This window comes from Sutcliffiella cohnii (assembly GCF_002250055.1).
GTDB lineage: Bacteria > Bacillota > Bacilli > Bacillales > Bacillaceae_I > Sutcliffiella > Sutcliffiella cohnii.
In genome coordinates, this window is record NZ_CP018866.1 from 2,907,812 (window position 1) to 2,922,596 (window position 14,785).

The following is a 14,785-nucleotide window of genomic DNA, read 5'->3' on the forward strand; positions in this document are numbered from 1 at the left end:
ATGTTTAATTTAAAAATAACCGGGTATATTATTAATACATCTAGATATCCATACCCCTATACTCCCTAGATGAAGGAAAGTGTTTCGTGCACTTTCCTATTTTTTTTAAGTGTTCGAGGTATAGCAATAATTTTGAAAAATAGAAAAAAGCACCATTACTCCAGCTTACTCTTCTCTTCTATCATATTGGTCTAACAACTCTTTCACTGCTGTTGATACAGGCATGTTTTCTTGATCTAATTTTTTCTTTACAATTGGAAGTTGTGTTTTGATCGTAGAATGTTGAAAAAATCTTCGTTCGAGCTCATCTTTTAACGATGCAAAAAACCATTGTTGCTTTTGCTCACTTCGTCTTTTTTCAAATTGATCAGAGTCTTTCGTATTCTGCGCAAATTGAGTAATTACTTCCCACGCTTCCATAATTCCTGTACCGTTTATAGCTGAACATGTTTTCGCTTTCGTTTGCCATCCTGGTGTTGCAGGTTGTAAAAAGTGTAAGATTTGATTATATTCTCGGGCAGTCCGATTTGCATTACGTAAGTTTTCTCCATCTGCTTTATTGACTAATATTAAATCAATTAGCTCCATTATTCCTTTTTTCATTCCTTGAAGCTCATCACCAGCACCCGTTAATACAAGTAATAAAAAAAAGTCGACCATATCTCGAACAATTCCTTCACTTTGCCCAACACCGACCGTTTCTACAAGAATAACGTCATAGCCAGCTGCTTCACATAAAAGAATACTTTCTCGAGTTTTTCTATTCACTCCACCTAACGTACCGCCTGAAGGAGAAGGTCGGATAAAAGCTTGCGGATGTTTTGCAAGCTCTTCCATCCTCGTCTTATCCCCTAATATACTTCCACCACTTTTCGAGCTAGATGGATCAACCGCGAGGACTGCTACTTTCTTTCCAATCGAACATAAATATAGACCAAAAGCTTCTATAAATGTACTTTTCCCTGCCCCTGGAACACCACTAATTCCGATTCGAATAGAATTACCAGTCCGGTCTATTACGTTTTGGAGTATGTGTTGACTTTGAGTAAAATGTCGTTCTGCATTACTTTCTACTAACGTAATAGCTTTTGCTAAGGCGGCTCGGTTTCCATGAAGCAGCTGCTTATAAAGCTGCTCCACGTTCTCCTCTTTTGTTCGAATTAATTTTTTCTTATTGTTCATCTTCTACATCAACTTCCTCGTAACCGAGACGCTCATATATTTTATCAATAATAATTTCAGCAGCAGTCGGTATTACCGTTCCCGGTCCAAATATTGCACTTGCACCATGCTCATAAAGATACGGATAATCTTTATAAGGGATAACCCCACCAATAATAACGATAATATCTTCTCGACCATGCTTTTTTAATTGTTCTACTAACTTAGGTAATAACGTTTTATGCCCAGCAGCTAGTGAGCTTATTCCGACAACATGCACGTCGTTTTCAACTGCTTGCAATGCTGTTTCCTCTGGAGTTTGAAAAAGTGGACCAATATCTACATCAAAACCAAGATCACTATAGCCAGTAGCAACAACTTTTGCTCCACGGTCATGGCCATCTTGCCCCATCTTCGCAATCATAATACGAGGTCTTCTTCCTTCTAACTCGTAAAATTGTTCTATTTTCTCACGAACACGATTCATTTCTTCCTCATTCGTAAATTCAGAAGCATACACACCACTAACAGATCGAATAACTGCTCGATGTCTCCCTGACACTTTTTCAATTGCATCAGAAATTTCTCCTAAACTCGCTCGAGCTCTCGCCGCTTCAATTGCAAGTTCCAATAAATTTCCTTCACCAGATTGTGCACTTAATGTTAATGCTTCTAATGATTGTTTCACTTTTTGTTCATCACGATTGGATCGTAGTTGGTTTAGTCGTTCGACTTGCTTTTGTAAAACTTCCTCGTTATTTATATCTAAAATCTCTATGTTCGTATCTTCTTTTTCTAATCGAAATTTATTTACGCCAATAATTGCTTCCTTCCCAGAATCAATCTTTGCCTGACGTCTTGCCGCCGCTTCTTCAATTTTCATTTTCGGTAATCCTGTTTCAATTGCCTTTGCCATACCACCAAGCTGTTCAATTTCTTCAATATGCGCCCAAGCTTTTTCAATTAATTCACTCGTTAATGTCTCCACATAGTGCGAACCCGCCCACGGATCGATAACCTTTGTAATTTCAGTTTCATCCTGAAGATAAAGCTGCGTATTTCTTGCAATACGTGCGGAAAAATCAGTCGGTAATGCAATGGCTTCATCTAACGCATTCGTGTGAAGTGATTGTGTATGGCCGTTCGCAGCCGCTAAAGCTTCCATACAAGTTCTCGTTACGTTATTAAACGGATCTTGCTCTGTTAAACTCCAACCAGAAGTTTGCGAGTGCGTTCTTAATGCGAGTGACTTTTCATTTTTCGGGTTAAAAGTTTTCATCATTTTCGCCCAAAGGAAACGTGCCGCCCTCATTTTTGCAACTTCCATGAAAAAATTCATTCCGATTGCCCAAAAGAAAGATAATCTTGGAGCAAACGCATCAATATGAATACCTGATTTCACACCTGTACGCACATATTCCAGTCCGTCAGCAAGTGTATAGGCAAGCTCGATATCTGCCGGTGCACCCGCTTCTTGCATGTGGTAACCGGAAATACTTATGCTATTAAACTTTGGCATATGTTGAGACGTGTAAGCAAATATATCTCCAATAATACGCATCGACATATCTGGTGGATAAATGTACGTATTACGAACCATATATTCTTTTAAAATATCGTTTTGGATAGTACCAGCTAATTGTTCTTTTGAAACACCTTGTTCTTCAGCAGTCACTATATAAAACGCCATAATCGGTAATACGGCACCGTTCATCGTCATTGAAACAGACATTTGATCCAATGGAATGCCATCAAACAATATTTTCATATCTAAAATAGAATCTATAGCTACCCCAGCTTTCCCCACATCTCCAACAACACGTGGATGATCTGAATCATAGCCTCTATGTGTTGCTAGGTCGAATGCAACTGACAATCCCTTTTGACCTGCTTCTAAATTTCGACGATAAAATGCGTTACTTTCTTCCGCAGTCGAAAAGCCTGCATATTGGCGTATCGTCCATGGACGGTTAACATACATCGTTGGATAAGGTCCACGAACATACGGGGCTACACCGGGAAATGTATGTAAATGTTCTTTATTATCAATGTCAGCCTCAGTGTACTGAGATTTAATTTTTATTTGCTCGTTCGTTTCGAAAAAGATATCTTCATAGCTAACTTCTTGGTCCATTGATGATGGTTGTATATTCAATTTTACTTTTGAAAAATCAGGCCTCACCTTTATTCACCCCTAACACAGTTTGGATCGTCATAAGTTGGTCGTAACAATTCGAATGTAAATGAATCGTTTCATCTACCCCATCTATCTTTGTCTTTCCAGCTACGATAACAAAACAGTCTTGACTCACTTCTTTTAGAAATTGGACAATATGTTGTAAATTTTCTTCATAAGCTATATCTGTTCCACATATGCAAACTGTTTTCCCTTTCCATTCAGTAGAAACCCATTCATTTATAGTTTCAATAGTTTCTAAGCTAGGACTTTGTTGAACTTGAAGTCCTCCAACTTGGAAAAAGCTAGTAGCAAAGTCAGTGCGTGGCTTATGTTCTTTTAATTTTCCAATATTTAATAACGTAATTGTTGGCTCTTGACTAGTGTTTTGTTTAAACTCGCTTGCTTGAAGCCTCAAATTTTCAAACGCTTCTGCAATACGAAGTTTTCGTAAATTACCTTTTGTTTCACTCGGTACTAAGGTATCTTTTAAGTTCGGATACATGTTAACACCGACCATTTTTTTCTTTCTATTTTTAATATCATTTACTCTTTTTATGGCCACTTGTTGAATATCTTGCTGTAAAGTATTTGATGTTAAAGCAGATATAATGCCACCCTGCTTTTCTATCTTTTGAAAGTAACCCCATGCATTTTGGGCAAGCTCCTCTGTTAAAGTTTCTATATAATAGGAACCAGCCGCAGGATCAATTACTTTATTTAAAAATGATTCATCTTTCAGCACATAATGTGTGTTACGTGCAATTCTTCTAGAAAAAGTATTTTCTTTACTAGAGTAACTTCCAATATTTAAACTATTCACTCCTGCTACTACCGCGGAGAACGCTTCGGTTGTCGTACGAAGCATATTCACATGTTCATCTAGTATAGATTTATTGATCGATGATGTCGTCGCGTGAATAGTCATTTGTTGAGCTTGTGTTGAACCACCAAATTGTTGAATGATTGTAGCCCACATTACTTTTGCAGCGCGAACTTTGGCTAACTCCATAAACAAGTCACTTCCAACGTTGTAGGAAAAAACAAACGTATTTGCCGCTTCGTCTATACTGAGCCCTCGCTCAATTAATTGTGTTAAGTATTCCACTGCGGTAGCCATCGTTGCTGCCAATTCTTGAACAGCATTTGCACCTGCTTCATGGTAAGGTTCTGAACGAACCCAAATTGTTCTTACATTAGGGACTTCCTTTATAGTATTTGCTACACTACTATACGTAGCTTCCGATAATTGCAACTCACCTGTTTGTGCAAATTCACCGATTGGATCCATCCCGATGTATCCGGTTATAGTTTGTAAATTTACTTGCTGTGTATGTAAATATTCTTTCAGTAGATTATAGAAATCCGATACATTTACCCCTGTATAAACATGTAATGGTGTTTCAGTGAGGTTAATGGAGTGTAATAAAGTATGCAAGTCTTCAAGTGCACCAATATGTACTTCTTTCGTTTCGAAATGCACTGCTTCAAGTCCAACCTTGAATTCAGTTTGTAAAATATCGTTTAATTGCGATAACGAAAGTCCAGATGGTAATTTTTGACTAACGAACCAGTCATTGCTGGCACCTTTTGGAAAATAATTAGAAGCTCCTTTTATATCCTGTTCTGTATACAAAGGTTTTCTCTTAATTCCTTCATACGTACTACTGAAAAGCGACTCGACTGTTTTACCTTTTAACGTAGCTGCCACTTTTTCTTCCCAGTCTTTATATGTTCCATTTGGAAATTTAATTTCCTTCATATTGTGAAGCTGATCCATTGCCATCCCCCTCGTAAATACAGATAGTTAACGCTTTCATACTTCAATTTTAATATAGTTGTAGAATAGTAACAACTTTTTCTGTTCTAATCTTCTATTGGCAGGAAATATTGAGTGGTATTACCTTTGCTTGGGTAAGGAGTGGAGGATGCGGGTCATCGTATTTCTAGAAGGAATTAACAAAAACTCTCTACATTTCTGATTCGTTAACTTATTTTTAAACAATAATGCGTAATCTTTTAAAGAAGTATATATGAATGACTTTTTTTCGTTATCACAATTATTAGGGCAAGCCCAAGTATTCTTCACCTTAGGTAGCGGTAACCTATTACACTTTGGACAACGTACTCCCTTTTGAACTTCATCTGGAAGGAAGTCATATTTTTCAAGTAGATTTGTGTCATCTGGAGTATGGGCAAGAAGCAGTTTTTTTGAATACGACCTGACATCTGCTTCATTTAATAAAGTGTTCTTTATATTCTTTTCTATACTCTCAATTTTCCAAGGGAGTGCATCAATTCCTATTACTTTATCCGAGAGATGGGATGGGAGCTTAGAAGTATCAAAAAACGTATTGGGGTTTGAAATGACTATTAATGAGTAGATTGGTAGGAGCCTTAAATAATTTTGTTGAAACCATTGTTTCATTCTATATTCCTGTCTTTGTACTTGCAATAGTGGGTTTACGAATCCTTCAATTTTATCATTTAAATTTCTTGTCATTTTATTTTCTTCAAATATTAAATGAACATTTAGGTTTTTTGTTTCAATAAGAATAATACATTTTTTTGTAAGTAATAACGTATCCATTTGGACTTTATGATTATTGATCGTAAGTTTTAAATCTTGTAAAATGTAGAACTTTTTTTCATCAATAAATCCCAGTTGATAGTCTGTTGCGAGCTCCCCTAAATAGCCAGCGTTATATTTTCTATAATCACTTTCAATAAAGTTTCGCTTCGGATGGCGTCCGTGAATTCTAGCTAATAACGCTTCATATTTACGAATTAAAATTGGTTTTTTACGTGGCTTAATTATCGGCATGACATTCCTCCTTCAAATTTAATCAAAAATATAATTTCTATATCTTTACGAAAATTCCTTCTTAAAGATATAGTATTTTGTTGAATTTTTTGGGAGGTTGCTGACTTTTGACCGATGGTTGCACCATTTTGCGGTGGTGTTGCACCATAACTTGGATGAGGTTGCACCAGTTTTTCGTTTCGTTGCACCACGTTGATTTTGTTGCTGACTTTTGACCGATGGTTGCACCAGTTTGCGGCGGTGTTGCACCAAAACTTGGCAAGGTTGCACCAGTTTTTCGTTTCGTTGCACCACGTGGTTTTCGTTGCTGACTTTTGAGCGGCGTTGCATCACTTGGGGGCCGTGTTGAACCACTTGAGCAGGAGTTATAATAAATTAAGGCTTAGAGATGTTAATTCTCTAAGTCTTTTTATGTAATATAACTGGCAATCTTTAATTTTGTATGGTTATTTTTGTGCTTTAAAAAGTACACCAATTGAACATAAAATAAACAACCCCCGGCAAAAAGCCGAGGGTTCTATATAAATTAATAAATCGATGTATTCTCACGAGACATTTTTTCGATAATTTCTTTCACACGAGCTAAGAAGCGGCCGCAAACTAAGCCGTCTAAAACGCGGTGGTCTAGAGACATACATAGGTTTACCATGTCACGAACTGCGATCATCCCATTGTCCATTACAACTGGACGTTTTACAATTGACTCTACTTGAAGGATTGCTGCTTGTGGGTAGTTGATGATACCCATTGATTGAACAGAACCGAATGAACCAGTGTTGTTCACAGTGAATGTTCCACCTTGCATTTCAGCAGATGTTAACTTTCCAGAGCGTACCTTCGCAGCAAGTTCTGTAATTTCACGAGCAATTCCTTTAATTGTTTTCTCATCAGCGTTACGAATAACTGGCACATATAGTGCGTCGTCCGTTGCAACAGCGATAGAAATATTAATATCTTTCTTTTGAACGATTTTGTCACCAGCCCACATAGAGTTAATTTGCGGGTATTCTTTTAATGCTTGGGCAACTGCTTTTACGAAGAAAGCAAAGAATGTCAGGTTGAAGCCTTCTATTTGCTTAAATTCGTTTTTCACAGAGTTGCGGTAGTCTACTAAATTAGTCGCATCCACTTCAATCATCGTCCATGCATGTGGAGCTTCGTGTTTACTGCGAAGCATGTTTGCAGCGATTGCTTTACGAACACCTGTAACCGGGATTTCGATATCCCCTGCTTCTACTGGCACATTAACTGGTGCGGCCGCTTTTGGTGCTTGAGCTGTGGCTGGTGCAGAAACTGATGCAGCTGGTTGGCTACTTACTGCTGCAGGTTTTTCTTCTGTAACAGATGTAGCTGGTTTACTGTCTGCAGTTGGAATGTTGCCAGACTCAATCACTTTTAATATGTCTTTTCTAGTAATACGGCCGCCTGCTCCAGTACCACTTACTTGCTCTAAATCAATGTTATTTTCTTGAGCTAGACGTAAAACAGCTGGTGAATAACGACGTTTGTTCGGCTGATCCTCATCATTAGTTGTAGGTGCCGTAGCTTCTTCATTTGTTGAAGCCGCATTTGCTGGGGCTTCTTGTTTAGAAGTTCCCCCTCCGCCAGCAGCTCCACCTTCTGTTTCTATATAACAAATAATTTCACCTACTGCTAAAGTATCGCCATCTTCTGCTACAAGCTCTGTAATTTTTCCAGAGAAAGATGATGGAATTTCTGCGTTTACTTTATCAGTCATAACCTCTGCAAGAGGGTCGTATTTATTTACTGTATCACCGACTTTAACAAGCCAGCGGCTAATGGTTCCTTCTGTAACACTTTCTCCAAGTTGCGGCATCGTTATTTTTTCAATAGCCAAGGTGAATACCTCCTCGTTCATTTAGAAGGGGTCTCCTCAAATAAAAGACCACCTCCATCATATAATTCTATTATTAAAATTCCGCTAGCTCGCGCATAGCTTTTTCTACTTTGTCTGGGTTAACCATAAAGTATTTTTCCATAGTTGGAGCATAAGGCATTGCTGGGACATCCGGACCTGCAAGACGCATAATCGGTGCATCGAGATCGAATAAGCAATTTTCAGCTATAATTGCTGATACTTCACTCATAATGCTTCCTTCTTTATTATCTTCTGTTAGTAATAACACTTTACCAGTTTTAGAAGCTGCTTCTACGATAGCTTCTTTATCTAACGGGTAAACTGTACGTAAATCAAGGATGTGTGCGGAAATTCCGTCTTGCGCTAAGCGTTCTGCTGCTTGTAGAGCAAAATGAACACATAGTCCGTACGTAATAACAGTAATGTCTTCCCCTTCACGTTTAACGTCTGCTTTACCGATTGGTAATACGTAATCATCTGTAGGCACTTCACCTTTAATTAAACGATACGCACGTTTATGTTCGAAGAAAAGAACTGGGTCTTCATCACGGATAGCTGCTTTTAATAAACCTTTTGCGTCATAAGGAGTAGATGGCATTACAATCTTTAATCCTGGTTGATTAGCAAAAACTGCTTCTACTGATTGTGAATGGTAAAGCGCACCGTGAACTCCTCCACCGTAAGGAGCACGAACTACTAGCGGACAACTCCAATCATTGTTAGAACGGTAACGGATACGAGCCGCCTCTGATATTATTTGGTTTACTGCTGGCATAATAAAGTCAGCGAATTGCATTTCAGCAATTGGACGCATACCATACATTGCTGCACCAATAGCTACACCTGCGATTGCAGATTCTGCAAGTGGTGTATCAATCACACGGTCTTCACCAAACTGATCATATAACCCTTGAGTTGCTTTGAAAACTCCACCTTTTAGACCTACATCTTCCCCAAGTACGAATACTTTTGAATCGCGTTCCATTTCTTCACGAATGGCCATTGTGACCGCATCTATATAAGAAATAACTGCCATGATTTTTCCTCCTTACTCAGCATATACGTGCTTTAATGCATACTCAGGCTCTGCATATGGAGCATTTTCTGCGTATTCTGTAGCTTCATTAACGACTTGCGCAATCTTATCGTTAAGTGCTTTCTCTTTCTCTTCTGTTAACACGCCAACTTCTTTTAAGTAATTTGCAAAAAGAATAATTGGATCTTTCGTTTTCGCTTCTTCTACTTCGCCACGCTCACGGTATGCACGATCATCATCATCACTAGAGTGAGGTGTTAAACGATAAGAAATAGTTTCTACTAATGTAGGACCTTCACCACGACGACCTCGGTCTGCTGCTTCTTTTACTACTTTATAAACTTCTAATGGATCATTACCGTCTACAGTTACACCTGGCATTCCATAGCCGATTGCACGATCAGAGATCTTTTCACATGCTACTTGCTTTTCATACGGTACGGAGATTGCATATTTGTTGTTTTCACACATAAAAATAACTGGCAACTTATGAACTGCTGCATAGTTAGCACCCTCATGGAAATCTCCTTGGTTAGAGGAACCTTCACCGAATGTCACAAATGTTACTAAATCTTTTCCTTCAAGACGGCCACCAAGTGCTACACCAACTGCATGAGGCACTTGTGTTGTAACTGGTGATGAACCTGTTACGATCCGATTTTTCTTTTGACCGAAATGACCCGGCATTTGACGTCCACCAGAGTTCGGATCTTCTGCTTTTGCGAATCCTGATAGCATTAATTCCGTTGCTGTCATTCCAAATGTTAAAACAACCCCCATGTCGCGATAATATGGAAGAACGTAGTCTTTTTCACGGTCTAAAGCAAAAGCTGCTCCTACTTGTGCTGCTTCTTGACCTTGACAAGAGATGACGAAAGGTATTTTACCTGCACGATTTAATAACCACATACGCTCATCAATTCGGCGAGCAAGTAGCATCGTTTCATACATTTCCATTACGTTTTCATCCGTTAAACCTAATGCTTTATGTCGATTTTCAGCCATTATTTATTACCTCCTTAATATGTAGGGAAGGGTTTGATACCCCTTCTATTATTCTTATGAATGAATTGCTTTACCATCAACTGCTAGTGCAGCTTCCCCAATTGCTTCTGATAATGAAGGATGTGGATGAATAGTGTGGGCAACTTCCCAAGGTGTTGCATCTAATACACGTGCTAAACCAGCTTCAGATATCATATCTGTTACATGCGGTCCTATCATATGAACACCTAAAATATCATCTGTATCACTATTAGCAATAATTTTTACAAATCCGTCAGACTCTCCATATACTAAAGCCTTACCAATTGCTCGGAAGCTAAACTTACCTGTTTTAATGTTATAGCCTTTTTCTTTTGCTTCTTCCTCAGTGTAACCGACACTTGCAACTTCTGGACTGCTGTATACACATTTAGAAATTAACGAATAGTCAATTGGAGAAGGGTTTTCATTAGCAAGATGTTCAACTGCAACAATTCCTTCGTGAGAAGCAACATGCGCTAATTGAAGACCGCCGATTACGTCACCAATTGCATAAATATGAGATTCTTTTGTTTGATAGTAATCATTTGTTTTAATAAAGCCTTTTTCTACTTGTATATCAGTATTTTCAAGACCAATACCTTCTACGTTAGCTTGACGTCCAACTGATACAAGCATTTTATCAGCGGAAAACGTTTTTTGTTCCCCTTTATGCTCTGCTTTAATAGTAACTCCCGAAGCTTTTTCCATCGTTTCAGGTAAAACTTTTGCACCTGTTACTAGCTTAATTCCGCGCTTTTTCATTAGTCGTTGTGCTTCTTTAGAAATCTCTTTATCTTCTGTCGGTAAAATTCTATCTGCATATTCTAAAACGGTAACTTCTACACCAAAGTCAGAAAGCATAGATGCCCATTCAATGCCGATTACTCCTCCACCAACAATAATGATGGAGCTAGGTAAACTCTCCATTTGAAGCGCTTCATCTGAAGTCATCACAAGGTCGCCATCAATATCCAATCCAGGTAATGTGCGTGGTCTCGAACCTGTTGCGACGATTACATTTTTGGGGATTAACATTTCGTTTTCGTCACCATTTTCAAACTCAACAGATATTGTTCCAGGCATCGGAGAAAAAATCGATGGTCCTAAAATGCGCCCAGTTCCGTGAAACACATCAATCTTCCCTTGTTTCATTAAGTGTTGAACTCCACCATGAAGTTGGTTTATAATTTTTTGTTTGCGTTCTTGTACTTTTAAAAAGTCTAATTTTACTTCTCCAGAAATAACGCCGAATTCCTCACTTTTTTTCGTTTGAGAAAACACTTCAGCACTTCTTAACAATGCTTTACTAGGAATACAACCTGCATGTAAACAAGTTCCCCCTAGCTTTCCTTTTTCAACTACTGCTGTTTTTAACCCTAATTGAGAAGCACGTATAGCAGCTACGTAACCACCAGTTCCTCCTCCTAGAATGACTAAATCGTATTCTTGAGCCATATATATTTCTCCTTTCTAGTTAGTTACTTTGCTGTTTACATTATTGCCCGGGTAAACTTTTGCCTTTTCCTCACCACGAAGTACACGTAAAGCTCCTTCTGTTAAAGCTTGTAACTCATTTTCACCAGGATGTACAATGACATCTGCAATCCAACTAATTCGATCTGAAATTAGTTTTACGAAACCTTTTCCGTATGCTAAGCCACCAGTTAATATGATTGCATCGACTTTCCCGGACAGTACTGCGCTAGCAGAACCGATTTCTTTGGCAACTTGATATGCCATGGCATCGTAAACTAGAGCTGCATCTTCATCGCCTTGATCTATCATTTTTTCTACTTGAACAGCATCATTAGTGCCTAAGTAACCGACAAGGCCACCTTGTCCGACGAGCTTTTTCATTATTTCTTCACGATAATATTCACCAGAGAAACATAAAGAAACAAGGTCACCAACTGGAACTGTTCCTGCACGCTCCGGGCTAAAAGGTCCATCTCCGTGTAGTCCGTTGTTCACATCAACTACTCGACCATTTTCATGAACACCTACTGTAATACCGCCACCCATATGTGTCACAATTAAATTTAATTCTTCATATTTCTTCCCTAAATTTTTGGCAACACGGCGAGCAACAGCTTTTTGATTTAATGCATGAAAAATACTCTTACGTTCAATTAGAGAAAAGCCCGAAATTCTAGCGATATCCGATAATTCGTCAACAACGACCGGATCGACAATAAAAGAAGGGATATTTAGTCCTGTTGCAATTTCATAAGCTAAAATACCACCAAGATTGGAAGCATGTTGGCCTGAGTAGCCAACTTTTAAATCTTCTAGCATATCATCATTTACCGCATATGTGCCACCTTCGATAGGGCGTAATAAGCCACCACGACCACATACAGCACTTAATTTAGAAATGTTAATACCTTCCTCGTCTAACGTCTCTAAAATAGTTGATTTCCGAAATTCGTATTGATCAAAGATTGTTGCATACGAATTGATAGTATCGCTATCATGACGTATTGTTTTTTCAAATATTGATCGTTCATTATCGAAAACACCGATTTTTGTTGAGGTTGATCCTGGGTTGATTACGAGAACTCGATATTCTTTTTCATTCAAAGTTGAAACCTCCAGTAAAAACCGGAAAGAAGGATTAACCCTCTTTCCGTATCCTTTTCTGTTTATTATTTACGATGACTTAAAATATGTTTTTCGTTTTGTAGGAACTGACTACGAGAATTTCTCACTCGTTCAATTCTTTCTTCTGCCAGACGATCTGCAGCTAGGTATGTTGGGATATTGTCACGTTTAGCAATTTCAATTACACGCTCAATGTTGTTGTAGATTGTTTCTACTTTTTTCATCGCACGGTCGCGGTTATATCCATAAAGCTCATCTGCAACGTTAATAACACCACCTGCGTTAATTACGTAATCAGGTGCATAAACAATGCCCATTTCATGAATAATGTCACCGTGACGAGTATCTAATAATTGGTTATTCGCTGCTCCAGCAATAACTTTTGCCTTAATTTGTGGAATTGTTTCATCATTAATAGTTGCACCAAGAGCACATGGAGCATAAATATCGCATTCTACGCTATAAATGTCTGCTGGATCAACAGCTTTTGCTCCAAATTGTTCTACAGCTCGTTGTACAGCTTCTTTATTAATATCGGTAACGATTAATTGTGCGCCTTCTTCATGTAGATGACGACATAAGTTAAATGCAACGTTTCCTATACCTTGCACAGCTACTACTTTTCCTTCTAAAGAATCAGTACCGAACGCTTCTTTCGCAGCTGCTTTCATACCACGATATACACCGTATGCCGTTACAGGTGAAGGATTACCAGAAGAACCAAATGCAGGTGATACACCAGTAACATAATTAGTTTCCTCATAAATTAAATCCATATCTGCAACTGTAGTACCAACATCTTCTGCTGTAATATAACGTCCGTTTAAGCCTTGAATGTATCGACCAAAAGCACGGAACATTTCTTCATTTTTATCTTTACGTGGGTCTCCAATTATAACTGTTTTACCACCACCAAGATTTAATCCTGCAGCAGCATTTTTATATGTCATACCTTTTGCTAAGCGTAGTGCATCTTCAATCGCAGCTTCTTCTGATTCATAAGTCCACATACGTGTACCACCTAAAGCTGGTCCTAATGTTGTGTCGTGAATAGCGATAATTGCTTTTAAACCTGAAGTTTTATCTTGGCAAATAACTAGTTGTTCGTAATCATATTTCTCCATATATTTGAAAATTTCCATGTTAGTATTCCTCCCCAAATTTATATGTTTAAACTGCGCTAACAGCTAAAGCTAATGAATTTAATTTACTCTCTGCTGAATCAGCACGAGACGTTAAAACAATCGGTGCCTTTGCGCCTGTAATAACTGCTCCAACCTTAGCTTTGGCAAAGTAAATAAGTGATTTATATAGGACGTTGCCGACCTCAATTGTTGGTACAAATAATATATCTGCATGACCAGCTACTTCACCAGCTATCCCTTTTTGTTCGGCAGCCAACTGAGATACAGCATTGTCTAAAGCAAGAGGGCCATCAATAATACAGTTTTTTATTTGTCCACGTTTATTCATTTGAGTTAACAGTGCTGCATCAACCGTTGCTCGCATGCTTGGGTTCACTACTTCAACTGCGGCTAAGGGTGCAACTTTTGGCACTTCTACACCTACAGCACGAGCGAAGTTTACTGAATTGTTAACAATTTGAACTTTCTGCTCAATAGTTGGTTCAATATTCATTGCAGCATCCGTAACAAAAATTAACTGATCATAGCCAGGCACTTCAAATGCTGCAACATGTGACAATACATTACCTGTGCGTAGACCGTATTCTTTATTTAATACTTCTTTTAAAATAGTTGCAGTGGATACATGTCCTTTCATTAAGACATCTGCTTCTTTACTAGACACTGCCTTTACAGCAAGTGCTGCAGCTTCTTTTTCATTAGCTGCTTGTACTACTTTTATCTTATCTTCCATTACGGCTAACCCATTAACAGACAATAACTCCATTATCTTTTCTTCATCACCAAAAAGTAAGAAGGAGGCTAATCCTTTTTTTACAGCTTCTGATACTGCCACCATTACTTCCGAGTCTTCTGCAGCAGCGACAGCTACCACTTTAGGAGTCATTTGGGTTGCTTTGTTGATTAATTGTGCTAGTTTCACTTCCAACCCTTCCTT

At 38.3% G+C, this 14,785-nt stretch carries 11 protein-coding genes; all 11 read right to left on the reverse strand.

What is annotated here, in order from left to right; translation table 11 throughout:
- Nucleotides 1-165 precede the first annotated feature (165 nt).
- Complete coding sequence (gene meaB, locus BC6307_RS14565; RefSeq protein WP_066413005.1) at nucleotides 166-1,182, reverse strand: methylmalonyl Co-A mutase-associated GTPase MeaB; 1,017 nt, start codon at nucleotides 1,180-1,182, stop codon at nucleotides 166-168.
- Nucleotides 1,172-3,295 (reverse strand): methylmalonyl-CoA mutase, encoded by a 2,124-nt coding sequence (gene scpA / locus BC6307_RS14570; protein WP_235858069.1) that lies wholly within the window; start codon nucleotides 3,293-3,295, stop codon nucleotides 1,172-1,174. The genes meaB and scpA overlap by 11 nt, the downstream gene beginning before the upstream one ends.
- A 37-nt stretch (nucleotides 3,296-3,332) precedes the next feature.
- Nucleotides 3,333-5,117, reverse strand: coding sequence for a methylmalonyl-CoA mutase family protein (locus BC6307_RS14575; RefSeq protein ID WP_066412998.1), 1,785 nt, complete (start codon nucleotides 5,115-5,117; stop codon nucleotides 3,333-3,335).
- Nucleotides 5,118-5,237: 120 nt separating this feature from the next.
- Nucleotides 5,238-6,161 carry a nuclease-related domain-containing protein gene (locus tag BC6307_RS14580; protein WP_066412997.1) on the reverse strand — a complete coding sequence of 308 codons (924 nt, stop codon included), beginning with the start codon at nucleotides 6,159-6,161 and terminating at the stop codon, nucleotides 5,238-5,240.
- Between the two features lie 526 nt (nucleotides 6,162-6,687).
- Complete coding sequence (locus BC6307_RS14585; RefSeq protein ID WP_066412994.1) at nucleotides 6,688-8,019, reverse strand: dihydrolipoamide acetyltransferase family protein; 1,332 nt, start codon at nucleotides 8,017-8,019, stop codon at nucleotides 6,688-6,690.
- Between the two features lie 73 nt (nucleotides 8,020-8,092).
- Entirely contained in the window at nucleotides 8,093-9,076 is a 984-nt protein-coding gene (locus BC6307_RS14590) for an alpha-ketoacid dehydrogenase subunit beta (protein ID WP_066412992.1), read from the reverse strand.
- A 12-nt stretch (nucleotides 9,077-9,088) separates the two neighbouring features.
- A complete protein-coding gene (locus BC6307_RS14595; RefSeq protein WP_066412990.1) occupies nucleotides 9,089-10,081 on the reverse strand; it encodes a thiamine pyrophosphate-dependent dehydrogenase E1 component subunit alpha in 993 nt (330 codons plus the stop codon).
- A gap of 54 nt (nucleotides 10,082-10,135) precedes the next feature.
- A complete protein-coding gene (gene lpdA / locus BC6307_RS14600) occupies nucleotides 10,136-11,557 on the reverse strand; it encodes a dihydrolipoyl dehydrogenase (protein ID WP_066412988.1) in 1,422 nt (473 codons plus the stop codon).
- 15 nt (nucleotides 11,558-11,572) lie between these two features.
- Complete coding sequence (buk, locus tag BC6307_RS14605; protein WP_066412986.1) at nucleotides 11,573-12,682, reverse strand: butyrate kinase; 1,110 nt, start codon at nucleotides 12,680-12,682, stop codon at nucleotides 11,573-11,575.
- A gap of 65 nt (nucleotides 12,683-12,747) precedes the next feature.
- The gene (gene bcd / locus BC6307_RS14610) at nucleotides 12,748-13,845 is read right to left on the reverse strand and encodes a branched-chain amino acid dehydrogenase (protein WP_066412985.1); all 1,098 of its coding nucleotides are present in this window, start codon (nucleotides 13,843-13,845) and stop codon (nucleotides 12,748-12,750) included.
- A gap of 28 nt (nucleotides 13,846-13,873) precedes the next feature.
- A complete protein-coding gene (gene yqiS, locus BC6307_RS14615; protein ID WP_066412984.1) occupies nucleotides 13,874-14,770 on the reverse strand; it encodes a phosphate butyryltransferase in 897 nt (298 codons plus the stop codon).
- Nucleotides 14,771-14,785: the final 15 nt, after the last annotated feature.

Coding starts and splice junctions, on each gene's coding strand:
- meaB (WP_066413005.1), bottom strand. CDS start 1,182: ATGAACAATAAGAAAAAATTAATTCGAACAAAAGAGGAGAACGTGGAG.
- scpA (WP_235858069.1), bottom strand. CDS start 3,295: ATGGACCAAGAAGTTAGCTATGAAGATATCTTTTTCGAAACGAACGAG.
- BC6307_RS14575 (WP_066412998.1), bottom strand. CDS start 5,117: ATGGATCAGCTTCACAATATGAAGGAAATTAAATTTCCAAATGGAACA.
- BC6307_RS14580 (WP_066412997.1), bottom strand. CDS start 6,161: ATGCCGATAATTAAGCCACGTAAAAAACCAATTTTAATTCGTAAATAT.
- BC6307_RS14590 (WP_066412992.1), bottom strand. CDS start 9,076: ATGGCAGTTATTTCTTATATAGATGCGGTCACAATGGCCATTCGTGAA.
- BC6307_RS14595 (WP_066412990.1), bottom strand. CDS start 10,081: ATGGCTGAAAATCGACATAAAGCATTAGGTTTAACGGATGAAAACGTA.
- lpdA (WP_066412988.1), bottom strand. CDS start 11,557: ATGGCTCAAGAATACGATTTAGTCATTCTAGGAGGAGGAACTGGTGGT.
- bcd (WP_066412985.1), bottom strand. CDS start 13,845: ATGGAAATTTTCAAATATATGGAGAAATATGATTACGAACAACTAGTT.